The sequence below is a fragment of the Paraburkholderia fynbosensis genome (assembly GCF_902859935.1).
Taxonomy (GTDB): Bacteria; Pseudomonadota; Gammaproteobacteria; order Burkholderiales; family Burkholderiaceae; genus Paraburkholderia; species Paraburkholderia fynbosensis.
Genome location: NZ_CADIKI010000005.1, coordinates 196,826 through 220,144, shown reverse-complemented (window position 1 = coordinate 220,144; position 23,319 = coordinate 196,826). Strand labels below are relative to the sequence as shown.

The window sequence follows — 23,319 nt, the reverse complement described above, 5'->3', positions numbered from 1 at the left end:
CGCCAGCTTTGGCTCCGCGTAGAACTTTGGGCCTAACGGGATATGGGTCATGCCCGCAGTAGCGTCGCATGCCGTGCTGGTGGCAGCTTGCTCAGTAGACGGTGAACGCCTGGCGGAAAACGGATGGCGCTCACCATAACCTGGATGATGTTGTGAGAGCCGATTGAGCGGGGATAACCTCGGGAGTCCAGCGATGAAACACTCCGTTTGTGCGGGCCTTTTCAAGTTGGCCCGGATCGTTCTGTTGGTCGTGCCTCTGGCAGCAGCGGCTCAATCACAAACAATAGCCACGGTGGCCGGTACCGGAGAGCAAGGGTATGCCGGTGACGGAGGGTTGGCTACGTCAGCGCTTCTCGCTCCCGAGGGACTTTCTCTCGACCACGGCGGAAACCTGTTTATCGCCGAGCCCGTGAACCACGTGGTCCGGCGCATCGATCACGCGACAGGAATCATCACGACCTACGCGGGTACCGGTCAAACCGACTATAACGGCGAAGGGCTGAAGGCGACAGCGACAAATCTCGGCTATCCGACAGGGGTCGCAGTCGGACCGCACGGCGATGTCTATATCGCCGACTATGGATCGACCAGCCGGATCTGGCGCGTCGATCGTCAGACGCTAACGATGCGCACGGTAGTCGGCGGAAGCGAACGCGGATTTTCCGGAGATGGCGGCCCTGCAAGTGATGCATTGATCAACGCGACGGACATCGCCTTCGACCGCCACGGGAACCTTGTCATCAGCGATTCCGGCAACGACCGCATTCGCCGCGTCGATCGTCGCACCGGTATCATCACGACTGCAGTGGGCGGCGGCATAAACGGAGCAGGTCCGGCCAGCGGGCCTGCGATGGCAGCCGGTTTCCTGTATTACATCACTACGGCGTTCAACCGGCAGGATGACATGTTCTTTGCCGACTCGGTTCTAAGCACCGTTCGTGAGCTTGACGCACGGCGTCAGACGTTCACGACCGTGGCGGGTGTCTATCCGGGCACGACAGGGGTTGCTTTCCTGGCGGGCTACAACGGCGATGGCCAGCCTGCGACGCAGGCGCTCCTCAACTATCCCTCGCATATTGCGGCCGATTGCGCAGGCAACCTGACCATTAGCGATAGCGCTAATTACCGCGTCCGGCAGGTGGACAGGGAGACAGGAGCCATTGAGACTATCGCTGGGACAGGCACGGCGGGATACTCCGGTGACGGAGGTCTGGCCGTGCAGGCAATGCTGATGCAACCAAGAGGGCTTGCGTTCGGGCATGACGGTGCTCTGTATGTGGCCGACGGCGTCCGGATCCGCAAGATTGATGGGCTGCCCGGCTATCACCGATGGGACTGTCGGGACGAACGACGTTACCACCTCGACGACGATCGAGACGATGGTGGCAAAGATTGAGCTTAAGTATAAGTATGGCGTTTGATCGGTTGCTCGCCGGGAGCGTCGGCGCCGGCATTCTTCGCGCGTCATGTCGGTCTCGCGACGTCGCCTATTCCCTTTCGGTTCAGCAGACGGCCATCGCGGTTGGGCAAGTTGGACGTCTGCCTGGGGTCGCGTTTTGTCGAACGACACGGAGGGACGACGGGCCGCCGACGCTGTTTGCATGAGGCAGTGCGCGGCCACAAGCCGTCACTCGACAGTGGCTCTCGAAAGCAGCCGCTCACTGACATTGACCTACGGAGCGGCAGGCTCTAACATGCCTTTCATGCTCGCTTACGCCCGTTCCCTCTTCCGCCTTGTCCACGCATGCTGTCACGGCCTGCCAGGGGGAGCTTGCGTCTAGCGCGCCAATCTGCGTCACGTCCAAGCCTCAACTGGCCACCCGTTGCGAAACCGGTGGCCTTTTTGTTTTTCACGATCGCTCACCACGCGAAAATTCCGATGCCACTCGTCCTGTATGACACCTGGTCGCGCGCCGTGCGCCCCTTCAAGCCGATACAACCCGATCACGTCGGCCTGTATTGCTGCGGGCCTACGGTGTACGACCACGCGCATATCGGCAATCTGCGGACCTACGTGTTCGAAGACGTGCTGCGGCGCGTCCTGATGCTAAACGGCTACCCCGTGCAGCACGTCGTCAATATCACCGATGTTGGCCATCTGGTCTCCGATGCCGATGACGGCGAAGACAAGATGGAGAAAGGAAGCCGGCGAACCGGAGAGTCGGCATGGGCGATCGCCGAGCGTTATACAGAGGCTTTCCTGATCGACTGGCGAGCGCTCAACTTGCTGGAGCCTTCGGTCTGGTGTCGGGCAACCGACCATATCGCGGATCAGGTCGCCTTCATTGTCACCCTTGAGCGCGCCGGCTACACGTACCAGACTGCAGATGGCGTGTACTTCGACACCAGCAAGCAGGACGACTACGGCTTTCTGGCTCGCCTCGACCATGAGGGTCTGCAAGCCGGCAAGCGGGTTGCACTAGGCGAGAAAAGGCGCGTCACGGATTTCGCGCTATGGAAATTCAGCGCGGCTGATTCCCGGCGACAGATGGAATGGGACAGCCCATGGGGACGCGGCTTTCCCGGCTGGCACATCGAGTGCTCGGCGATGTCGGCCCGGTACCTGGGGTCCTGGTTCGATATTCACTGCGGAGGTGAAGACCACATCGCCGTGCATCACAGCAACGAAATCGCGCAGACGCAAGCCGCGCACGGTACCCGGCTCGCCAACTTCTGGATGCACGGCCATTTCCTTACACTGGACGCTACGAAAATGTCCAAGGCGGGCGGTGACTTCCTCCGCCTGCAGACACTGGTCGACCGCGGAGTCGATCCGCTGGCGTATCGCTACCTGTGCTTGACGGCGCACTACAGAAGCTCCCTGCGTTTCAACTGGGATGCGCTTGAAGCCGCAAGGGTCGCGCTCGACCGGCTACGCAACGTCTATGCGAGTTGGCCCACCGGTGGTACGGCGGATGAGCGTTTTGTCGCCCGCTTCAACGCTGAGGTCAATCAGGATCTGAATCTACCCCGCGCACTAGCCGTGCTGTGGGATCTGGTGAGGAGCGATTTGCCGCCGGCCACGCGACGGGCCACCGTTGACAGCTTCGATTCGGTACTTGGGTTGCGACTGCCCGATTGGCAGCCGGACAAGCGGGATATCCCGGCAGACATTGCTGCGTTGGCCGAGCAGCGCGTGAAGGCGCGCGCCAACAGCGATTGGGCCCAAGCCGACCGCCTACGTGACACATTGAGAGCCTTGGGATGGCAAATCGAAGACGGTGAGCGCGGGGTACGACTAACCCGGATGTCAAAGGAATGACGACACTTGGGGATGGCTGCCGGTGACGCTCGAAAGATTGGCGGCTGTGCGTCCTATGCCCTTGTGGGGCGCACAACCACAGGCGAGATGGCACCCGCTCGGCGCGACCGGTTGAACGTTTGCTGCGCGGCCGAGATGAGCATCGCGCTCGATCGTGGGACGCCGATCGGGCCATGAGCGGCCATTTTCGAGAAAAGCTCGGATGGCTGAAGACAAGCTGAGATCGGACAACCCGCCCTGCGTAGCGTTCGTTCCGCCTAAGATATGTCCGCATACCGGAAGCGGCACGGTACGATGGTGGCCCTGAGGCAACCGTCAGTCTCTTTACCTCGCATACATTGTTGATGGGCGCAGCCCTGTAAATATGCCCCAGAGGAGTAGCCCATGCCGTCCGAGCACGCCGATGTCTTGTCACAGGTACTCAGGCTGATTCGCCTTCGCGGAGATCATGTTTTCCACGGCGAGCTGGGCAGTTCCACCGAAGTGATTTTTCCGCCAGGGCCGGCAACGTTTGTGCATCTGCGTGCCGGCGAACTGTCGGTGTCTCAACGCAATGGCCCCACCGTGACGCTGCGGTCAGGTGACTTCGTTCTTTTGCCACATGCGGCCGGACATACGATTCGAAGCGAGCGGGGCGGGAAAGCACATCAACGCTTCGAGGCGGCGGTGGACTTTACCCCCAGCAGAGACGCTCAGACGTTCAAATGGGCGGCTGATGACGGCATGGCAGGATCCTTTCTCGCAGGATCATTCTATTTTGACGGGGCGCCGTTACGCTCTTTGCTCACCGGGCTTCCCGGTCTGATTCATCTGACATGCGACAAAGTCAGCGAGCCCCCTTGGCTGGCCTCTATCTCGCATTTCCTTGACGTGGAATCGCGTAGCGCCGGGCCAGGGTCATCGCTGATGATCTCGCGGCTTATTGATCTACTCGTTATCCGCACCTTGCGGATGTGGGTCAGCCAGCAAGGCGATCGGCTCGGCTGGCTGTCCGGACTTAGCGACGAACGCGTAGGCCGTGCGTTGAACGCGATGCATCTGGAACCTGGCCGTGCATGGACGGTCTCGGCCCTCGCCGAGACGGCGATGATGTCGCGCTCGACGTTCTCGGATCGCTTCACGGCGGTGGTGGGACTTCCACCGTTGCGTTACCTGACACGCTGGAGATTGACAATCGCAGCAGACTTGCTAAGCGGAGGGACCCTGAAGGTGACCGAAGTGGCCCACGGTGCCGGCTATGGTTCGGAGGCTGCCTTCAGTCGGGCCTTCAAGGAGGAGTTTGGCTATCCCCCGCGTGACGCGCATCGAATCGCACAGACCGGGGCCTTTGTCGCGCGAAGTGCGGAACTCCTTTGAGAGTCCTCTTTACACTGTTGGCTTGATCCGTCAGTTGAAACTGTCATTGCGGCGGTTTCCTTTCAATGGCATCGCGCCGGTCCCGAGGCGGCGCCGATCTGCTCGCTTGTCCGAGTGCGTCGATCGTACGATGGATCATGCAAATCAGACGCCGAGATATGGTCAGTCTCGAATACGTTCTTTAGAGTGGATAGCCAAGGTCCTCCGGTATCTGAATAGGAGGAAAGGCTCTCACGCACTATGGTTCGGATCTCTCATGCTCACGCAGCTCAGACGGTTTGCGATAACACTTCTCGTTGCAGCACCCACGCTTGCGTCATGCGTCTGGATCGGAAGCTGAAGCGCAGCCGCTAGCTTCACCGTTGTATAGGCGGCATGAAGGCCGGGCGTGCCGCGATGCATAAGTAACGTCGGCTGATCTCGGACAATTCGTCGATCTCGTGCCGTTCAGTTCCGCCCCAACATAATAGAGTTCTGGATTCCTAAACGGAATCGAGAGATCGAGGCATGCCCACCGATCTTTCAAGTGCAGGTTTCAATTCACGACATCGGCACCGATGTCTCTTCAAGGAAGCAATCTAGATGAAACTCATCCTCGCTGTTCTCGCCATGTCAGCATTGGCCTTTGGTACTGGTGCGATGGCTGCGGAAAAGCCCCCCATCGTTCTGGTCCACGGCGCTTTCGAAGACGCCCAGGTCTGGGGTTATGTCACATCCAGACTTCAAACCGACGGCTTTAAGGTGGTGGCTGTTGATCTGCCAGGGCGTCCGGGCGCGCCAGCCGCACCGGACAAAGTCAGCCTTGACCTCTATCGCGACACCGTGGTCGCCGCGCTGAACAAATCCCATCGCCCGGCCGTCGTGGTCGGTCACAGCTTCGGCGGCATCGTCATCGCCGACGCCGCGGAAACGGCACCGAAGAAGATCAAGACTTTGGTCTTTGTTGCCGCCTACCTGCCGCAAGACGGCGACTCGCTCGTTTCAATGGCCAGTAAGGATGCCGACGCCAAGATCGGCCCGCACCTGCAGATCGATAAGGAAAAGGGCATTGCCTCCATCGAATATCCGGCACGTGCCGATCTGTTTGCCAATGGAGGTCCTGACAAACTACGCGAGGCAATTCCTGATCTGATCCTGGACGAACCCGTCGGCCCGCTGGCTACGCCTGTACACGTGACTTCCCCCAACTTTGGTCAGGTCGACAAGGTCTATATCCACACAGCCATGGACCAGGTCATCAGCCCCTCGTTCCAGGCCGAGATGGTTGCCGCCACTCCCGTGAGAGCCGAGTACTCCCTGCCGACCGGTCATACGCCGTTCCTCACCGATCCCGACGGTCTGGCAAAGGCGATCGAGGCCGCTGCGAAATAGGCGGCTTACGGTCGGTCCGGGGAAGCGAAGGCGGGAGGCTTCGTCATCCCGCGCTTTGGCTTCGAGTGTGTTGCTGTGGGCATGCGATATCCGGGCTTCCGCGCACCGTCCTGCAGGCCGCTCTTCGATGGTCTGTGCCGGGATGCTCTTTCCAATAGAAGCATACACGTCCGTTGTCTCGACAATTTCTCGTGTTTTCAAAAGGCAGAACCGATATGTCCCGTCTTCAGATACCCGCCACGATCGCAGATGCACCGGCTGCTTCTCAGCCCTTCCTGGAGGCCGTCAACAAGAAACTGGGTGTTGTACCGAATCTGTTTCGTCTGATAGCCAACAGCCCAGCGGCGCTAGAGGGGTACCTCGGTCTGGCCGGAGCCTTGGCAAAAGGCGCACTTCCAGCACAAACCGGCGAACGTATTGCTCTCGCCGTCGCCGAAATCAACGGCTGCGACTATTGCATGTCGGCGCACAGCTATTTAGGAAAGAACGTGGCGAAGCTTGACGATGCGGAAATGTCCGCCAATCGAAATGGCGGCTCGAATGAACCAAAGGCTGCCCCTGCCGTGCAGTTCGCCGCGAAGGTCGCGCACGAACGTGGCCGCGTATCCGACGAAGATCTGCGCGTCCTCAAGGAGGCCGGCTACACGGATGCGCAGATCGTCGAAATTGTCGTGCACATCGCACTGAGCGTCTTGACGAACTACGCCAATGTCGTTGCAAACACGGAGATTGACTTTCCCGTAGTGCGTACATATCAGGGCTCGAGCAACGGGACTCACACGCTTCTTGATACGTGATGCGTTGACCGAACTGATCGATTGCGTCAATGCATCGTAAGCAGGACAAGCATCCGCGAGCGTATCGAGCCTCAACCGACGAACGTCGTTCGGTGTATCGGACGGTCGAGCTCACTGCATCGCGCTAATTTCACCAGGCCAAGTCCATTTCCTCTTCACGTTACGTTGAGCCCGAACATGAACGTATCCGAACGCCTCGCGCAAGCGGGCCTAAAATTGCCATCGCCCATCAACCCACTTGGGTCCTATCGAACGGTTTCCGTTTCGGGGAATCAACTGTATGTATCGGGGCTCGGCCCTTTCGAGGATGGCAAGCCAATCGTCGGAATGGTCGCCCGCGATATTTCTCTGGAAAAGGCTCAAGACGCGGCGCGCCTAACGATGCTCATGATCTTGGCCTGTGTCGAACAGGCCTGCGGACTCGACAACGTCCGGCGATGCAGCCGGCTAACAGTTTACGTGCGTACAACACAGTCGTTCACCCAGCATCCGCAAGTGGCCAATGGCGCCAGTGATCTGTTGCTGACGCTGTTTGGGCAAGAGAATCTGCCGGCTCGAAGTGCGCTGGGAGTGCATTCGTTGCCGATGGGCATCCCGGTTGAGATTGACAGCATCTTTGAGTTGAATGGGTGACGGGCATGGCTCGACGCCGCGCACATACGAGCGCAATGACGCGAAATCCGCATCCCCAGCGGGAGGAGTTAAGCGCACGCCAGAAAACGGACGTAGGGAATTTAAAGATTTCCGATCAGCCGATCGAATATGCTGGGCCTTGTGTCTCGAGTTGGTCGTCCAACTCTACGACGCGATGCTCGAACTCTACCCCGACCACGCTAATCCGGGCTCGCTCTGGGGCGCGGCGAACTCCGCCAGGAAGGCCGCGTAGGATTGCTCCGCACCACAACGAAGCTATGGAATCCCCAAAGGAGTGCTGACCATGCACAGGACGTTATTGGCCGCTGCCATCACCTTGACCGTCTCCGCCGGATCTCTCGCGGCTGCTCCTGCCGCTTACAAGGAGCCGCTGGACGCTCAGGCCTTGAACACGATCAAATCAGAGTTCGGCGAGCTCATGGAATTAGCCAACCGGCACGATTTCAAGGCTCTGCACGAGATGTTCTGGCAATCCCCCTCGGCCCTTCTCGTCGCCAAAAGCGCAATTCCCTCCGAGGGGAACTGGGCAGGCTTCTGGGGCAACGAGGCAATCGATCGGAAGCTGCACGACATCGGCACCTCCGGCCCGGTCGTCCTCCGACCGGATTACTCAAAGCTCAAGGTCGTCGGCTTGACGGCGGACGTAGCGCAATCCTACGCGCCGGTGAACATCACGGTCTCTTATGCAGGGCAGGACGGAACTCCCAAGCCGTTTCTGATGATCATCAACTGGATAAAGGTCGGGAAGGACTGGAAGGTTGCTTCTGAGATCATCCTGCCCGTACCTCCTGCACCCGTCGCAAAGAGTTAGGTCTTCGCGTGCCGGTGTGCGGAATCCAGACGGAGACCTGGCTGCTGGCAGCAGGTTTCGCTCTATTTGACGTCCGCGAGCTGCAGTATCGAGCGACGGCTCGACCCTGCGGATTCAACCGGTCGATGCAACAGTTTGATGAAATCGCTCAGCTGGTGTGTCGAAGTTTAGTGTTTTCCGGGGGCGTTCATTGAGCCGCCTTGCTACTGCATTAAGCCGGGCCTGTGAGTAGACGGAGAGATCGGTCCCTTTCGGGAAGTACTGCCTCAGCAATCCATTCGTGTTTTCGTTCGAGCCGCTGCTTCCACTTGCGCTTTTGTCTCGCACCCAAACAGACGCGCTTCGGAGTTGCGAAGTCGGGCGCATTCACCGTCGCGTCCTTGGCCCTCGTGCGTGGCGGTGAACGACATGCCTGACCGGCCGACGCGCCAGGTACTCCAGAAAAATGAAGACCGTCGTTCGCGGCTCGCAACGCTGTTCGCGCATCTTCGCCCACCGCCCTGATGTGCCCCGATGCTGCGGAAAAGTTTATTTCGCTTTCTTGCGCGTTTTTTCGTCGTCCTTCGCAACCTGGCTGCTTACCATGTGAGCACGTATTTGCGATGCAAGTGCGGGTATCCCTGTGTCGCGTGCCACGTAATGAGAAAGCTGGCGCGTGGTCAGGTCGACGGTCACCGAATCGTTGGGGGCCTTCGTGTGCGGGCCGTCGCTGGCCGAATGGTACTCGATCCGCAACTGTGAGCTATTGGCCACCAGACGCAGATAGCCGTAGTTCTGATCATCGTAGTTTTCGAACACGACTGCGTCAGTGTCTCCGGATGCCCGCTGGATCAGTTGCGGCGCGCGCAGCGGCGGCTGGCCGTTCGTTGTCAGCAGCTGGACGTTGTGACCGCCGTTGCCGCATACGATATACGGAATGTGCGTTCCGTCCGGTCGTGTCCTTGTGAACCGCTGGTAGTTGTGCGCATGCCCTGCGAGATCCGCATGAGGCCAAACGCCGACTTCCTTGCAGACGGCATCGATCTGCTGCTGCATCTCGATGCTCCATCCATGTTTCCCGCGTACGACATACGCTGGATGGTGATGAGCAAAGAGCAGGGCGCCCGTATAACGTTCCTTCTTGACGCGGGTTAGCGCAGCTCTCAAGAACTTGAGCTGGCTATTGCCGATGTCGGCATTCGCAATGACGCCTGGATCTTCCAGCGTGTTGCTGTATAGCGCGATGATCCGGACGAAGGGCGCTTCGAACGTGAAGAAGACACCTGGCTGGATCTGCGCGGTGCGCGACAGATGCCCGGCATCGAGCGAAACCTTGAAGCAGTCAGCGCAGAAATTGCGGAGATACGCCTGAAGGCTCTTCTCATGCTGAAGCGGCGAAATCATTCCGTCATGGTTGCCGGCCACGGCGAGTATCGGCGCGTGATAGTCGCGATATGGTTCATAGAACTGGTCGTAGTAATACTGCGACTCACCAAAGCTATAGACGATATCGCCGAGAAGAAAATTGAATTGGGGCACCTCGGCTGGATCGGTTTCATCGAAATCGCTCACCATCTTGTCGGAGACTTCGTTCTGCGTTTTCGGGGCTTTGGTGCTGCCGCAATCGCCCGTCGAATGAAAGACGATCTGACCGTTCGCGTTAATCTGTTCCAGCACTTGTTGATTCCTGTCGAGCACGTCCGCGAGCGAGAGACGCGGTTCGACGCCGCCACGCGGCGCGGGGAAGGGCAAGGGCTTGAGCTTATGCTCGCGGTTCAGCTCGTCGATGACCTTGTAGGCGGCGACATCCGAAGCGTGTCTGACGACGAACGTCCGCGGGTCGGACGTTGGCTGCGGTTGAGAGAATACGGGCGCGTCAAGAACTCGCCCATTATCCTTGCGGCTCTTTGCTGAAGGAAGGGCGCTGCGTTTGCCAGGCATTGTGCGATCTCCGGAACGAGAGTCACGGCAGGCTAGCACACGTATAAACGATGTTGGAAACAAGCGATTTGTTGCGAACTGTAAGTTTATTTGGGCGCGTGTTGTGAGGAAGCCGAAAGCCTGATGCTCGCGCTGGCGAACGCGACGCGCGTGGGCACGATGTCCCGTACAAGCGATGTGGTGCTGGGGGCACTTCTGGGCATCGTCGTACGTTGCGCAGCAGGACTAGACAAGGGACGACTTTGCGCAGGGGTTCCGAGACCCGCATTGTCACCGTGACGTATTGGAGCACCGCTTTGGGTTCGGCTACGGAAATTCGTCGTCGGGCCGGGTCCGGCCATGACGGGACATTCTCGCTTACCTGGACTTATGGTCGGCATGCGCCCGTCGAATGGCGGGTCATCAGCAGCGATATTGCTGGCTTGATCGGTAATGCCTGGCTAGCGCGGACCAATCGTAAGCCAGGAAGTTGAAACCGGGCACGCGCGGCACGCCAGGTGTCGCGCGGTGTGCTAACGATTCAGTGGCTCAGTCCGGCCGCGTGCATTGCGATGTGCAGCACGCTCGCAACAATACCGAGCGCGGCGACGCTCGCCGCCCAGATTGCGATCAGCCACGCGACGCGCTTGCCCCAGACACGCGATGCGCCGTGTTGTCTTGTCATCAATGATAGTGCTCGCCCGGTCGTACCTTGCCGCGAAACACATAGTACGACCACGTGGTATAGACAAGGATGAATGGAATGATGAACAGTGCGCCGACCAGCGTGAACAGCTGACTTTGCAACGGCCCGGCTGCGTCCCAGATCGAAATGCCCGGCGGCACGATGTTCGGCCAGATACTGATCGCCAGACCGCTGTAGCCGAGGAAGATCAACGCCAGTGCATAGAGAAACGGTCCCATGTCAGGTTCATGTCGCAGCGAACCTCGCAGCGCATACACGCACAGGGCAACGAGTAGGGGCACTGGGCAGAACCAGAGCAGATTGGGCAGCGTGAACCACCGCTGAGCGACGTGCGGTTGCGAGAGCGGCGTCCAGATGCTGACGACGACGATCGCGGCGAGCAGCGTCCAGACGAGCCGTCCCGAAAAATGGATCATAGCCTGCTGCAGTTTGCCGTCCGTCTTCATGACAAGCCACGTCGCGCCGAGCAGCGCGTACGCGGCAACCACGCCGATACCGCAGAACACCGGAAACGGCCGCAGCCAGTCGAGTGGGCCACCGGCGAACGCGTAGCCGCTGACACGCACGCCGTCGATGTACGCGCCGAGCGATACGCCCTGGAAGAACGACGCGACAAGCGAGCCCCCGATGAACGCGGCATCCCAGATGGGGCGCTCCCGGTCGTTCGCCTTGAAGCGAAATTCGAAAGCGACCCCGCGGAAAATGAGCCCGAGCAGCATGAATATCAGCGGCAGGTACAGCGCACTGAGCAGGATCGAATACGCGATAGGGAATGCAGCTAACATGCCTGCGCCGCCCAGCACCAGCCATGTTTCGTTGCCGTCCCAGACCGGCGCGACGGTGTTCATCATCACGTCGCGTTCGGCGCGCGACGTGATGAACGCAAAGAGCAGCCCGATGCCGAGATCGAAGCCGTCCATGATGATGTACATCATCACGCCAAAAAAAATGATGGCGGCCCAGATCAGCGAGATGTCGATGGCCATTATCGCCAGTTCCTAGAATTTTCACGCAGCGTGGTTCTTGGCGACTCGTCGCCGACAGCCGACAGCGGTCGTGCCGGCGTGCGCTCCTGCCCCGGGCCGCCTGACGGTGGCGCTTCTTCGATGTACTGCGACGGTCCCTTTCTCACAAGGCGCAGGATGTAGGCGATGCCAACCCCGAACACGAAGAAGTACGACACTACGAATAACGTGGCCGATAGCGCCAGTTGCGGCATGCCGGTTGGTGAGGTCGCATCCGCAGTGCGCTGCAGGCCGTAGACGACCCACGGCTGCCTGCCAATTTCCGTTGTCAGCCAGCCGGCAAGAAGCGCGACCAGGCCCATCGGACCCATCAGCAGGGTCGCGCGCAGGAACGGGCGAGTTCGGTGGAGTCGCTCACGACGGCGCAGCAGCAAGCTCCACAGACCGAGCATGATCATCAGCATGCCCAGTCCCACCATGGCCCGGAACGTCCAGAAGATGATCGTCGAATTGGGCCGGTCCTCGGGAGCAAAGTCCTTGAGGCCTTTGAACTGTCTGTTCCAGCTGTGTGTGAGAATCAAACTGCCCAGGTGAGGAATCTCGACGGCGAAGCGTGTCTGTTCGCGCTGCATGTCAGGCCAGCCGAATAAAATCAGCGGCACCGCCTCATTGCCATGATTCTCCCAATGCCCCTCCATCGCGGCGATCTTCGCGGGCTGATGCTCCAGCGTGTTCAGGCCGTGCGCATCGCCGACGACCGCCTGGACCGGCGCCACCACCAGCACCATCCACATCGCCATCGACAGCATTTTGCGGATCGCCGCGTTGTCATTGCCACGCAGCAGATGCCATGCCGCTGACCCGGCCACGAACAGGGCGGTCGCGAGAAACGCCGCCAGACTCATGTGAACGAGGCGATACGGAAATGAAGGATTGAAGATGACTTCGAGCCAGCGCACCGGCACGATGCGGCCGTTCACGATCTCGTATCCCTGTGGCGTCTGCATCCAGCTATTGGACGCGAGTATCCACGTCGCCGAGATCAGCGTACCGATCGCGACCAGCAGCGTTGCCAGGAAGTGGAGCGCGGGGCCAACCTTGTTCCATCCGAACAGCATGACGCCGAGAAAGCCCGCTTCGAGGAAGAACGCGGTGAGCACTTCATACGTCAGCAACGGCCCCGTCACGCCCCCGGCAAACTGCGCGAAACGAGACCAGTTAGTGCCGAACTGGTAGGCCATCACGATGCCCGACACGACGCCCATGCCGAAATTGACAGCGAAGATTTTCAGCCAAAAGTGATAGAGATCGCGATAGACGTTCTGGCGGGTGCGCAGCCAGCACGCTTCAAGGACGGCCAGATAGCTGGCCATCCCGATCGTAATGGCAGGGAACAGAATGTGAAAGGATATCGTGAAGCCAAACTGAAAACGGGCGAGGTCGAGCACCGTCAGGCCGAACATGCGTTTTGCTCCTTCAACATGACCGAATAGTCAGCGATTTTCGCAAACGGAGTCGTCGCACCTGCCTTGGCACCTGGCCGACCGCGCGGTTGGCCTCGGCGGCCAGCGCGACGTCCGGGGCAAATGCCGACTCGTCGACGGTGTTCCTGCAAACCATGGGAGACATCATATAAGAACTGCGCGACTTGGTAGCTGAAGGCAAGGAAATATGCCTTGAGGTATCGATTTCATGAGCCTGTACCAGACGCACAACCCTCGGCGTTCGGGCGTTGCAAGCTCCAGGACAACAACCGTCCGGTGAACTCCCTCGACCATTTCATCAGGCAGGCGGTCGTCGTGCGAGGACCGGCCGCTTCCTTGGCCGACCACCTACAACTGGCCGGTCCCCGGCTGGAAGGAGACGGCCGCAGTTCATGTTCGAATGGTCCCAACGGGTCCGCCTACTGCCGATGACTGCATCGGGCGGCCTCGGCGTGCGCATGCCGCTTGCATGAGGCACTGATCGGGCCACTTTGAGACACTCGACGCCACCGCTTAAACTGTTGCCAATCATTCTTCCTGACACGAACAAGACGATGACCGAAATTGAACTCTTGAGGCCTACGATTGCATTGCTGCCTAGCTACGTTTCGGCCCTTGAGGCGGGATGGTCACCAGACAATGTTCGCAAGGAGGTCGCGGCCCGCGAACAGTTGCACGCTATCGCATTGAACGCGGAGGCATTCGTCGATGGGCTGGATGATCCGACCGCATCGGGCGGCCCGATTCCTTTGCCCGACGGATCGACCATCGCTCGCCTGCCAAGCATGGTTCGATGGATTTGGGACGGCGATGTCAGCGGCGCAATCGGATTTCGTTGGCAAGCTGGAACTGCCGAGTTGCCGCCGTATGTACTTGGACATATCGGCTTCTCGGTCATGCCGTGGAAGAGAGGCAACGGCTACGCCAGGCAGGCGCTCAACTTGATGCTGGGCGAAGCGAGGCTACAAGGCCTGTCTTACGTTGAGCTAACGGTTGATCCCGAAAATATAGCCTCACAGCGGGTGATCGCAGCATGCGGCGGTGTCCTGATCGAAAGGTTCAAAAAGACGGCCGCCTACGGATTCGCTGAAACTCTTCGTTATCGCATTGAGCTAGCCGACTGAGGAGCCTCGGTAGTTGCATATCAACAATGAGCGATGACACTACAACTTGAGGCGTTTATACAGTCCGGTCCTGTAAGACTCGCGGTACAGGATCATGGCGGAATCGGGCCTGTCATGCTTTTGCTGCACGGAGCGGGGCGATCGGCCGCCGATTGGCTTCCAATGGCGCATTTGTTGACATCAAATCGACATGTCATTGCGTTGGACTTGCGCGGCCACGGGCTATCCGGGTCGGGAGATTGGAATGTCGATCTTGTTTTGAAAGACATAAGGGCCGTGCTTCAGAGCTATTCGACCACCAATATTTCTATCGCCGGTCATTCGCTCGGAGGAGTCTTGGCATTCCTTTACGCGTCGCGGTATGGCGGTGTTAGCCAGGTAATCGATTTGGACGGGTTTGCGCTACTCGCCACCGAGTATGTCGGCCTTTCTCCCGAAGAAGCGGCGGCCTCTCAAGAAAGAGTGCGAGCTGAATGGGTGCGGCCGCAGCCGAACTTGACCGACAAGGCAGTAGCTAAGCTCGAAGAAAACTTAATCGAGGCCTACGGCCTTTCGCCGGCCGATAGTTCAGAGATTGTTAGGCGAGCGCTGAAACCACTTGGCAACCAAAGTCACTCGCTCCATACGGACATGCGGGCGATTCAGGGAATTCGCGCTTTGTATGGAGCATTTCTCCATGATGATAGCTTCTTCGATCTGATCCGCTCAATTGACGCGCCAACGTTGATCCTTCGCGCAAATCGGCTCAGCCTGCCGGCGCAACTCCCCGAGTGGCATAAAGAAATGCTTAAAGCATACTTTCTTGGGGTTCAGCACCAAACTGACGCTTTGCAGTATTCCAACCAGTTTTCGCTGTCTGTACGTGAAAGCAGCCATATGATGATGTTGGAAGAGCCAGTGGCACTGGCTGCTGAAATAAGCCGATTCCTCACAGCAGGCTAAGCGGCACTTGAGGCTGCGTACGCCCGCGGCATTCACCACTCGAATGTCCGTTTTCGGTAACGGTGAGAGACTGGTGCGGGTCCGACGAGCGACTGCCGCCGGCGGCACAGAGCGGCCATGAACGCGCACTGTCCTACCGGACGTTGATCGCAACTCGCCCACCACGTGCAGACATTTGAGCCGCGTCGAGCGCTCGCATTCCGAAGTACCAGTTACCGCCTTTCTGCGTCGAACGCATGCCCGGGTCACGCGTCCCGGCGTTGTTCTTCGTTGAACCTGGGGCTGAAATCAACGTGGCGTCAACTACCGAACCGACTTTCAGCATGAGGCCCTTCGCCATCGGGCCCTCGTTGACCATTGCGAGCTCCTGCGCCGCCAGGCCGTGCGTTTCGAGCAGCTGGTCGCGCGTACCTTTTGGGCGAGGTCTTTGTCGCTGAAGCAGGAGCAAAGAACGACGTCGCGGCGATTGCTGTGACGGGACAGTTTGCCTGTTCAGCAGGGTTTACGAGATTGAAGCTGCGTCGAACGGCAGCACTAAAATCAGTCATAAGACGACGATTGATGCGGCTGCTTCCGCTGAAGTAACTACTTTGTGTGATTCCATTTCCAGCAGCCGGTCTAAGAGGGCTCGCCGAGTGTCACTCCGATGAACCGTGACTCGAGAAAAAACGGCGACTGGATTCGCAATGCCGTAAACGAACAACGAAGAAGCTCATTGCATATCGGGTCCCTTTTTCCTTGATCACTCGATCGAGAACCGATATGTCGAATTTCAAAGCATCACCTCATCCACGCTGGACCCCGCATCACGCGATCCGCATTGCATGTAAAAGCGCCGCTTACGTTGCCGCGTTCGTTTCGCTGTCAGCGGGTGCGCCGCAAGCGGCAAGCGGGCCGCCGTGGATGAATACGGCTCTTGCTCCCGAGCGGCGAGCGGCATTGCTGGTCAGTGCGATGACATTGGATCAGAAAGCCGCCCAGTTGCATGGCCAAAGCGGCACGATAGCCGAGGTGCCGGCGTGTGGAAACAGTACCCGTCACATCCCGGGCATACCGGCGCTGAGCATCCCGACGTTCCGGATTACGAATGGGCCGGTTGGCATTGGGGCGGGCGACTGCGTGCCGCAGGACCGGGCGACCGCATTGCCGATGTCGATGGCGCTGGCTGCGAGCTTCGATCCCACCCTTGCGCGAGCGTACGGCGACGTGTTGGGCCGTGAAGCACGCATGCTGGGCCTGCACGTAGTCGAAGCGCCCGGCATGAACGCGGTCCGCGTTGGACAAGGTGGCCGAAACTTCGAGTACCTCAGTGAAGACCCGGTACTCGCCGGCGTCATAGCCGAAAACGAGATCCGCGGTGCGCAGGAGAACGGCGTCATTGCGATGGCCAAGCATTTCATACTCAACGATCAGGAGGCGAATCGGAACACTGTGAGTGTGGTCGTCGATGACCGTACGCTTCACGAAATCTATTTGCTGCCATTCGCCGTGTCCGTCAGAAGGGGCAACGTCGCCTCGGTGATGTGTTCTTATAACCGGATCGGCTCGACGTACGCCTGCGAAACGCCGCGAACGCTAAATGCAATCTTGCGCGGTGAATTGGGTTTCATGGGCTACGTGCAGTCCGACTTCGGCGCAACGCATTCGACTGCACCGGCGATGAATGCCGGTCTGGACCTCGAGATGCAGTCGGGTATCTGGTTCACGCTGCCAAACCTTAACGAGGCCTTGGCGACTGGCGAGTTGACCATGGCGACGGTCAACCAGGCGCTGACCCGTCGTTACACGCAGATGTTCAAAGCCGGCATTTTCGATCGTCCGGTAGCCCGTACGCCGCTCGATTCCACGACGATCCAGAATGACGGAACCGAGGCCCGTGCGATCGGAGAACAGTCCGCGGTGCTATTGAAGAACAGCGGCAATCTGCTGCCGCTGTCGGGCGCGATCAAATCGATCGCGATTGTTGGCCACAATACCTATGTGGATGACGCTATCGCTGGCGGAAGCGGTAGCTCGCGAGTACTGCCTACCTACACCGTCGGCCCACAGCAAGGGATCACGAACGTACTTCGGCAGCTAGGCTCCAGTGCGACCGTGAAGACGCTCGCCGTGCCGAACGACGGCAGCATGGACGCTGCGGTCGCCGCGGCTGCGGCGACGGCCGACGTCGCGATCGTGATGGCGGGCGTCGTGACTGGAGAGGGGAGTGACCGTCCCGATCTGTCGTTGCCGAAAGGGCAGGACAAGTTGATAGCGGCTGTCGCCAACCGCAATAAGCGAACGATCGTCGTTCTGAAGGACGGCGACCCGGTTCTGATGCCGTGGGTCGATCAGGTTCCGGCAATTCTGGAGACATGGTATTCGGGACAGGAAGACGGCAACATCGTCGCGCGATTGCTGTTTGGACTGGCCAATCCTTCCGGCAAGCTGCCGGTGACGTATCCACGACTGGCTACGGATACTCCTACCAGCATGCCGGAGCGCTACCCCGGAACGTCCGGGTCGGATCCCGTTGTGCACTATTCGGAGGGTCTACTGGTCGGTTACAGGTGGTATGACACGCGACAGGTCAAACCGTTGTTCGCGTTTGGTCACGGCTTGTCGTATACCTCTTTCAAGATTTCCGACGTCCAGGTTTCGCCGCGCGGCTATACCGGCAACGGCCCGATTGTGGTCGCGCTGACCCTGGAGAATACCGGGCTGCGGGAAGGCGCGGAGGTCGCACAGGTCTATCTGGGCTTGCCGCCGAACCTCGGCGAACCCACGAAGCGGCTGATTGCATTCCAGAAAGTGCTGCTCAAACCGGGCGAGAAGAGGGCGCTTTCGATGTACATCTATCCGATTAACGGTTTTCACGCGCTTAGCTATTGGGACAATGCAGCGCAGAGCTGGAACATCGCCGCAGGGACTTATACGGTTTACGTCGGCAACGCATCCGACAACATAGTTGCACAGAGCACCTTTACGGTTAACGTGGCGATGCGCGACACCGGCGATGGCGATGACAACGTCAGCCGTGATCCCACTCCGTTCGGGTGGGATTGGGCTCGATGACCATAGATCGGCATGGTCGGCGCGATGGCTCGGACGTCGCTTGATCGTCCGTCAAGTATGGCTTCACAAGCTCACGAGCGCCGCGAGCGAATGTCGCACGCGAAAGCAGACGGTCGCAGTTTCCAGGCGGACGGCAACCCATTGGCGTCAATAGGTACTCAAGCAGGTCGCCGGAAAGCTGCCGTTGAGGGCTCCAACGTCGGCACTGCAAAATGCTTATCGAACGGGTCTCTTCGGCCATGAACTGCGCGTCGGTCGGAGCGGACAGTAGAACGGCCGGATTGCCTGATAGCTGCCGCCACAGGGGTTTGACGAGGGGCCGGCTCGACACGCGGCGAACCATCCGAAAGCTACGGTAGTCAGGCAGATTAACGCTCGATTTCCCCGCGAATCTTTTCTGCCGTGACGAAATCCGCCCTGTCTCAGGCGATCGATCCATCTTAGCCGTTGCAATTTCGCCCACATGTGGCAAGTCTCACTCGCTCAGAGCAATGGTCTGAAAGGCCGGTGTCAACCGGCTCGTGAGCCCCTACAGTTCGATATTAATCGCGTCCATCGACTAATCCGCCAGATGTTTAACCGCCAGCTCCACAAAAGCTCGTAACCGATGCAGCCGCCTGAGATCGCGATGGTAGCCCATCCAGATCTCCCGACTCGGCGGCTCGTCGCTCAGATCGAGCCTGCGAATGGTACCGAGCTGATCTCCGACAGGTCGCGGTAAAACGGCGATGCCCAAACCTCGCCCGCACATCTGTGCCTGGACATTGCGGTTATTCGACTGCAATACGACGCCCGAGTTGGGGAAGCGATTTTTTAGCCAGTCGATATCGGGAAAGCCGCCGGTCGACGTATCCATCGCGATCAAGCGGTGCCCCATGCCGTCACTTTCCACTGGGTCGGCACTTGCTGTGGCCACGTAGACCCCGTAGCGCATCCGGGTCAGCCGTCTTTGCACGATATCGGGCCCGTTGAACGGAACAATGCGGAATGCAACGTCCGCTTCACGCTGTGCGAGATCGAACAGGCGTGTCCCAGTCAGAACCTCGATTTCAACCAGCGGATACTCGCTGGAATATTCGGCGATCACCGGTGGCAGCACATAGGCGCCAAACCAGTCGGCCGACGACACCTTGAGGGTTCCTTCCAGCTTCTGCTGCTCGCCGGTCAGCCTGCGCTCCATCGTCAACGCGCTCTCTTCCATCTGCTCGGCGAGCGGCAGGATGGCGCTGCCTTCCTCCGTCAGAACGAAACCGTCCGCGGTTCGCTGAAACAGCACCTGTCCCGTGGCCTCTTCGAGTGCGCGAAGCCGCCGCCCGATGGTCGGATGACTCAGCTGCAGCCCACGTGCGGCGGCGCCGAGCGTCCCTGTACGCGCTACCGCGAGGAAGATCCTGACGTCGCTCCACTCCATACCCACGCACCCACAAAAATGAACGGACAGCGTGCATTATAGTGAATTGTCGAACATGAATGAATTTGCGAGACTTCGATCCGTTGCATGCCCCAACGTCCTCGCGAGTGGTTTCGCGAGGCTGATCAGAACGACAGGCTGAACGGAGATTGTCATGTCTCGCATCGCATCACCAACCGTGTACGTCACCTATAAAGGCGCGCCCAACGACCGCTTCGACCGGAGCCATTACGTCGAACATCACCTGCCGCTCGTGATGCAGGCATGGCGACGCTACGGTCTAGAGGATGTCGCGGCTTTCTTTCCGGCGCTGACGGATGTGAACACCCGCGTGGGCACCCTCGTGATCTGCGAATGCCGTTTCCGCGACGAGGCGGCCGTTGAAGCCTGCTTCGGATCTCCGGAAGCGGCCGAAGTCATGGCCGACGTTCAGACCTTCACCGACATTTCCCCGACACGCTTGCGCGTCGCCCGGCTCTGACGGGGGTGATGCACGACTCGCGCGCGTCTCGCGCCCCTCACGTTACTCATGTTAAGGACAGGAGAATGACCATGGCCTTCTGGAAAAATGCAGCCCCCCGCACTGTGCGTCGCGGACACATGTGGATTGCCGGCGACCGGATCGAACGAGACGGAGAGACCTACCAATGCGGTCCGCTCTTTGTCGAGTGGGAAGCGCCGGAACAGGTGACTCGTCCGTGGCCGATCGTGCTTCTCCATGGAGGCGGCTATCAGGGAACCGAGTGGTTCGACACGCCGGAGGGCCGGCCCGGCTGGGCACAGCGCCTCGTCGAAGCGGGCTATGCGGTTCTCGTCGCCGACCGTCCGGGACAAGGACGCTCACCCTTTCACGTCGAGACGATGGGACCGATGGGCCCGGCGTTTTCCTATGAACACGGCCGCCAGATCTACTTCCCGGCCGAATACGAAGGTCAGCACACTCAATGGCCCTTTGCCCGGGATGACGAGGCCGCGATGGACGAGTTCATCGCCGGCTATGGTCCGCTTCCCACCGACCTCGCATTTTCCGAGGACATGGAGGCGGACCGGATCGCAAAGCTGTTGGACCGAATTGGCCCGGCGATCCTGCTGACGCACTCGGCGTCGGGGCCAGTCGGCTGGTTAGTAGCTGATCGCCGGCCGGGACTCGTGAAAGCGATCGTCGCGATCGAGCCGATGGGCCCTCCTTTCGCGGAGATTCCCAATATCGGGTCGCTGACATGGGGCCTCGCGGCGGCGCCGCTGAACTGGGAGCCGCCGGTCGCGTCGCCTGCCGAACTGCGCGCGGCCGCCCCGGGTACGCACCGGCTGCCGGCGCTCGCTGGATTGCCGATCGTCGCCGTTACGGCCGAGGCCTCCGCGTTTGCCGCTGCGAGCCGACCCGCGATCGAGCAACTCAAAGCGGCAGGCAGCCACGCCGAAGTGCTGCATCTTCCTGACCATGGCGTGTTCGGCAATGGCCACGGGCTCATCTACGAGAAGAACTCCGATGAAGCGCTGGCGCCGGTATTGAACTGGCTCATCGAACACACGGAAGCAGCGACGCAGGGCGCAAGGACAACCGTGAAAAGATCTGGTTGATTACCGGCTGCTCCCGCGCACGGGGCCAACATCTCGCGCTGGCGGTAGCGGCGCGAGGGGACCAGCTGGTGGCGACGGCTCGCAACCTGGAGACGCTGCGAGCGCTGGCGGAGCAGTATCCGGAAACGGTGCGCGTGTGCGCGCTGGACGTCACGCAACCGGAGGCGGCCATGACGGCCGCGGCGCTGGCTGCGGAAAACCTTCGGCTGCCTGGAGGTGCTGGTCAACAACGCGGGCTACGGCCTGTTCGGAGCGATCGAGGAAGGCGTGCCCGACCAGTACCGGCCGATGTTCGAGGTGAATGTTTTCGGGCTGATCGAAGTCACCCGCCCAGCATTGCCCGTACTGCGCGAGCGGCGCGGCGAGAGCATCGTCAATCTGTCATCTACTTTCGGGATTGCCGGCGCGGGGGGCTCTGGCTAACACGGCGCCATCAAGTTCGCAGTCGAGGGCTTGTCTGAGGCGCTGGATCAGGAAGTGCGGCGACCTTGCCAAGGCTGTTCACGTGATGCTGCAGGCCGTCGACAGCGAAGCGCCACCGTTGCACCTGCCCTTGCGACCGGTCGCCTACGGCATTGCCGATCGCAAGCTGGCGGCACTTCGCGAAGACATCGACGCAGGGCGACAGGTTGCCATCGCAACCGACTTTGGTTGAGATTCGGCTGTTCGGTTCGGACAGACCTCGCTCTCGTTTGTCGGCTCCCTTGCCAGCTCGTTCAGCAGCTTATTTACCTGGAGAATCAAATGGAAATCGGAATAATTGGTCTAGGCGCAATGGGCCGGGAAATTGCCCGCAATCTGGTCGCTGCCGGCCATACCGTCACCGCGTGGAATCGCGCTGGCGGGAATGTCGAAGGTGTGCGCATGGTCGAGTCGCCTGCGCAGGCGTTGCAGGCCGACATGGTCCTGACGATGCTGTCCGACGACGCGGCGATCCGTAGCGTCTTGCTGGATGCGAATCTGCTGTGTCAGGCACGGCCGGGCCTGGTGCATGTCGTGGCATCGACCATCTCCGTGGCGTTCGCACGGGAGCTGGTGGAGATACACGGTGCGGCAGGAGTCGGCTATGTGGCTGCGCCGGTGTTGGGGCGGCCGGACGTTGCCGCCAGGGGCGAACTCAACGTGCTCGCCGCCGGCGCGTCAACCGCTCTGGAAAAAGTAAAGCCAGCGCTGGAAGTCATCAGCAAACGCGTCTGGTACATGGGCGAGGAGCCACCCATGGCCTATGCCGCCAAAATCGCCTGCAACATGATGATCGCCATGGCGATAGAGGCGATGGCAGAAGCCGTAGTTCTAACCGAGACGAACGGACTTTCGCGAGAGCGCTTTTTCGAACTGATCCTTGGAACGCTGTTCGGTAGTCGTCCTTATCAGACCTACTCCGGCAATATCATCCGGAACGAGTATCAACCTGGCTTTAAGGCGTCGCTCGGCTTGAAGGATCTCCGTCTTGCCTCCGAAGCAGCAGAACAGGCTGGCCGCGCGTTGCCGATGCTCGCCGCGGTACATGTCCGGATGGCCGAAACTGTCGACGCGGGCATGGGCGATCGCGACTGGTCTGCGATCGCAGCTTTGACAGTTGATCCGTATGCGCTCGACGCCTGATTGACTCTACTGCGGAACCAACAAGTGCTTCAGATCACAAAAATACCAACGGCCTGTTAAGACAGTACTTTCCGAAAGGCATCGACCTGTCGGTCTACTCACAGGCCAAACTCAACGCCGTGGCACGAAGGCTGAACGAGCGACCACGAAAGACCCTGGATTACGAAACACCGGCTGAACGATTCCAGCAAACTATTGCATCCACCGGTTGAATCCGCCCCTCGAAGCTGCCTCTGGAGGAATGTTGCGCCGACAGGCCGAAGCGGGTCGATTTCGCCCCTTCGCCGGCGACCCAAA

The 23,319-nt window shown here is 59.8% G+C and carries 20 protein-coding genes and 4 pseudogenes; 17 read left to right on the top strand and 7 right to left on the bottom strand.

Annotated elements, in window-relative coordinates:
- The first annotated feature begins 193 nt into the window (after window positions 1-193).
- The 7 genes from HV770_RS10640 (at window position 194) to HV770_RS10610 (ending at window position 8,251) form a co-directional block, all read left to right on the top strand.
- A complete protein-coding gene (locus tag HV770_RS10640; protein WP_246290819.1) occupies window positions 194-1,396 on the top strand; it encodes an NHL domain-containing protein in 1,203 nt (400 codons plus the stop codon).
- 483 nt (window positions 1,397-1,879) lie between these two features.
- Window positions 1,880-3,262 (top strand): cysteine--tRNA ligase, encoded by a 1,383-nt coding sequence (cysS, locus tag HV770_RS10635; RefSeq protein WP_175159590.1) that lies wholly within the window; start codon window positions 1,880-1,882, stop codon window positions 3,260-3,262.
- Window positions 3,263-3,646: 384 nt separating this feature from the next.
- A complete protein-coding gene (locus tag HV770_RS10630; protein WP_175159345.1) occupies window positions 3,647-4,618 on the top strand; it encodes an AraC family transcriptional regulator in 972 nt (323 codons plus the stop codon).
- Window positions 4,619-5,200: 582 nt separating this feature from the next.
- On the top strand, window positions 5,201-5,989 hold the full coding sequence (locus tag HV770_RS10625) for an alpha/beta fold hydrolase (protein WP_175159344.1): 789 nt from the start codon (window positions 5,201-5,203) through the stop codon (window positions 5,987-5,989).
- Window positions 5,990-6,204: 215 nt separating this feature from the next.
- Window positions 6,205-6,786: a carboxymuconolactone decarboxylase family protein gene (locus HV770_RS10620; protein ID WP_175159343.1), complete on the top strand. Its 582-nt coding sequence runs from the start codon at window positions 6,205-6,207 to the stop codon at window positions 6,784-6,786.
- 177 nt (window positions 6,787-6,963) lie between these two features.
- The gene (locus HV770_RS10615; RefSeq protein ID WP_175159342.1) at window positions 6,964-7,419 is read left to right on the top strand and encodes a RidA family protein; all 456 of its coding nucleotides are present in this window, start codon (window positions 6,964-6,966) and stop codon (window positions 7,417-7,419) included.
- A 304-nt stretch (window positions 7,420-7,723) separates the two neighbouring features.
- The gene (locus HV770_RS10610; protein ID WP_175159341.1) at window positions 7,724-8,251 is read left to right on the top strand and encodes a hypothetical protein; all 528 of its coding nucleotides are present in this window, start codon (window positions 7,724-7,726) and stop codon (window positions 8,249-8,251) included.
- A gap of 114 nt (window positions 8,252-8,365) precedes the next feature.
- Here HV770_RS10610 and HV770_RS10605 read toward each other — a convergent pair.
- The 5 genes and pseudogenes from HV770_RS10605 to HV770_RS10585 all read right to left on the bottom strand — a co-directional run.
- Window positions 8,366-8,551: pseudogene (locus tag HV770_RS10605) on the bottom strand (transposase); the annotation flags it as partial.
- Between the two features lie 228 nt (window positions 8,552-8,779).
- A complete protein-coding gene (locus HV770_RS10600) occupies window positions 8,780-10,171 on the bottom strand; it encodes a metallophosphoesterase family protein (protein WP_175159340.1) in 1,392 nt (463 codons plus the stop codon).
- Between the two features lie 520 nt (window positions 10,172-10,691).
- Complete coding sequence (locus tag HV770_RS10595) at window positions 10,692-10,835, bottom strand: DUF2474 domain-containing protein (RefSeq protein ID WP_175159339.1); 144 nt, start codon at window positions 10,833-10,835, stop codon at window positions 10,692-10,694.
- Complete coding sequence (cydB, locus tag HV770_RS10590; protein WP_175159338.1) at window positions 10,835-11,842, bottom strand: cytochrome d ubiquinol oxidase subunit II; 1,008 nt, start codon at window positions 11,840-11,842, stop codon at window positions 10,835-10,837. The genes HV770_RS10595 and cydB overlap by 1 nt, the downstream gene beginning before the upstream one ends.
- Window positions 11,842-13,284: a cytochrome ubiquinol oxidase subunit I gene (locus HV770_RS10585; RefSeq protein WP_175159337.1), complete on the bottom strand. Its 1,443-nt coding sequence runs from the start codon at window positions 13,282-13,284 to the stop codon at window positions 11,842-11,844. Before HV770_RS10585 ends, cydB begins: the two co-directional genes overlap by 1 nt.
- A 575-nt stretch (window positions 13,285-13,859) precedes the next feature.
- Between HV770_RS10585 and HV770_RS10580 the strand changes: the two genes are divergently transcribed.
- On the top strand, window positions 13,860-14,429 hold the full coding sequence (locus HV770_RS10580; RefSeq protein ID WP_175159336.1) for a GNAT family N-acetyltransferase: 570 nt from the start codon (window positions 13,860-13,862) through the stop codon (window positions 14,427-14,429).
- Window positions 14,430-14,462: 33 nt separating this feature from the next.
- Window positions 14,463-15,371, top strand: a complete 909-nt coding sequence (locus HV770_RS10575; protein ID WP_217468592.1) for an alpha/beta fold hydrolase — start codon at window positions 14,463-14,465, stop codon at window positions 15,369-15,371.
- A gap of 190 nt (window positions 15,372-15,561) precedes the next feature.
- On the opposite strand, the pseudogene HV770_RS10570 reads toward HV770_RS10575, so the two are convergent.
- Window positions 15,562-15,768 (bottom strand): annotated as a pseudogene (locus HV770_RS10570) (IS5/IS1182 family transposase); the annotation flags it as partial.
- Window positions 15,769-16,274: 506 nt separating this feature from the next.
- Here HV770_RS10570 and HV770_RS10565 point away from each other — a divergent pair.
- Window positions 16,275-18,425: a beta-glucosidase family protein gene (locus HV770_RS10565; RefSeq protein ID WP_246290817.1), complete on the top strand. Its 2,151-nt coding sequence runs from the start codon at window positions 16,275-16,277 to the stop codon at window positions 18,423-18,425.
- Window positions 18,426-18,984: 559 nt separating this feature from the next.
- Here HV770_RS10565 and HV770_RS10560 read toward each other — a convergent pair.
- The gene (locus HV770_RS10560) at window positions 18,985-19,836 is read right to left on the bottom strand and encodes a LysR family transcriptional regulator (RefSeq protein ID WP_175159333.1); all 852 of its coding nucleotides are present in this window, start codon (window positions 19,834-19,836) and stop codon (window positions 18,985-18,987) included.
- 154 nt (window positions 19,837-19,990) lie between these two features.
- On the opposite strand from HV770_RS10560, the gene HV770_RS10555 reads away from it, so the two are divergent.
- The 7 genes and pseudogenes from HV770_RS10555 to HV770_RS10535 all read left to right on the top strand — a co-directional run.
- The gene (locus HV770_RS10555) at window positions 19,991-20,317 is read left to right on the top strand and encodes an EthD family reductase (protein ID WP_175159332.1); all 327 of its coding nucleotides are present in this window, start codon (window positions 19,991-19,993) and stop codon (window positions 20,315-20,317) included.
- Window positions 20,318-20,388: 71 nt separating this feature from the next.
- On the top strand, window positions 20,389-21,417 hold the full coding sequence (locus HV770_RS10550; RefSeq protein WP_175159331.1) for an alpha/beta hydrolase: 1,029 nt from the start codon (window positions 20,389-20,391) through the stop codon (window positions 21,415-21,417).
- Window positions 21,414-21,560: pseudogene (locus tag HV770_RS39695) on the top strand (short-chain dehydrogenase/reductase); the annotation flags it as partial. The gene HV770_RS10550 and the pseudogene HV770_RS39695, both read left to right, overlap by 4 nt.
- A gap of 46 nt (window positions 21,561-21,606) precedes the next feature.
- Entirely contained in the window at window positions 21,607-21,840 is a 234-nt protein-coding gene (locus tag HV770_RS38175) for an SDR family NAD(P)-dependent oxidoreductase (RefSeq protein WP_281366212.1), read from the top strand.
- Between the two features lie 82 nt (window positions 21,841-21,922).
- Complete coding sequence (locus HV770_RS38170) at window positions 21,923-22,072, top strand: hypothetical protein (protein WP_217468590.1); 150 nt, start codon at window positions 21,923-21,925, stop codon at window positions 22,070-22,072.
- An 89-nt stretch (window positions 22,073-22,161) separates the two neighbouring features.
- Complete coding sequence (locus HV770_RS10540) at window positions 22,162-23,022, top strand: NAD(P)-dependent oxidoreductase (RefSeq protein ID WP_175159330.1); 861 nt, start codon at window positions 22,162-22,164, stop codon at window positions 23,020-23,022.
- A 38-nt stretch (window positions 23,023-23,060) separates the two neighbouring features.
- Window positions 23,061-23,234: pseudogene (locus tag HV770_RS10535) on the top strand (transposase); the annotation flags it as partial.
- Window positions 23,235-23,319 lie beyond the last annotated feature (85 nt).

Coding starts and splice junctions, on each gene's coding strand:
- HV770_RS10640 (WP_246290819.1), top strand. CDS start 194: ATGAAACACTCCGTTTGTGCGGGCCTTTTCAAGTTGGCCCGGATCGTT.
- cysS (WP_175159590.1), top strand. CDS start 1,880: ATGCCACTCGTCCTGTATGACACCTGGTCGCGCGCCGTGCGCCCCTTC.
- HV770_RS10630 (WP_175159345.1), top strand. CDS start 3,647: ATGCCGTCCGAGCACGCCGATGTCTTGTCACAGGTACTCAGGCTGATT.
- HV770_RS10625 (WP_175159344.1), top strand. CDS start 5,201: ATGAAACTCATCCTCGCTGTTCTCGCCATGTCAGCATTGGCCTTTGGT.
- HV770_RS10620 (WP_175159343.1), top strand. CDS start 6,205: ATGTCCCGTCTTCAGATACCCGCCACGATCGCAGATGCACCGGCTGCT.
- HV770_RS10615 (WP_175159342.1), top strand. CDS start 6,964: ATGAACGTATCCGAACGCCTCGCGCAAGCGGGCCTAAAATTGCCATCG.
- HV770_RS10610 (WP_175159341.1), top strand. CDS start 7,724: ATGCACAGGACGTTATTGGCCGCTGCCATCACCTTGACCGTCTCCGCC.
- HV770_RS10600 (WP_175159340.1), bottom strand. CDS start 10,171: ATGCCTGGCAAACGCAGCGCCCTTCCTTCAGCAAAGAGCCGCAAGGAT.
- HV770_RS10595 (WP_175159339.1), bottom strand. CDS start 10,835: ATGACAAGACAACACGGCGCATCGCGTGTCTGGGGCAAGCGCGTCGCG.
- cydB (WP_175159338.1), bottom strand. CDS start 11,842: ATGGCCATCGACATCTCGCTGATCTGGGCCGCCATCATTTTTTTTGGC.
- HV770_RS10585 (WP_175159337.1), bottom strand. CDS start 13,284: ATGTTCGGCCTGACGGTGCTCGACCTCGCCCGTTTTCAGTTTGGCTTC.
- HV770_RS10580 (WP_175159336.1), top strand. CDS start 13,860: ATGACCGAAATTGAACTCTTGAGGCCTACGATTGCATTGCTGCCTAGC.
- HV770_RS10575 (WP_217468592.1), top strand. CDS start 14,463: ATGACACTACAACTTGAGGCGTTTATACAGTCCGGTCCTGTAAGACTC.
- HV770_RS10565 (WP_246290817.1), top strand. CDS start 16,275: ATGAATACGGCTCTTGCTCCCGAGCGGCGAGCGGCATTGCTGGTCAGT.
- HV770_RS10560 (WP_175159333.1), bottom strand. CDS start 19,836: ATGGAGTGGAGCGACGTCAGGATCTTCCTCGCGGTAGCGCGTACAGGG.
- HV770_RS10555 (WP_175159332.1), top strand. CDS start 19,991: ATGTCTCGCATCGCATCACCAACCGTGTACGTCACCTATAAAGGCGCG.
- HV770_RS10550 (WP_175159331.1), top strand. CDS start 20,389: ATGGCCTTCTGGAAAAATGCAGCCCCCCGCACTGTGCGTCGCGGACAC.
- HV770_RS10540 (WP_175159330.1), top strand. CDS start 22,162: ATGGAAATCGGAATAATTGGTCTAGGCGCAATGGGCCGGGAAATTGCC.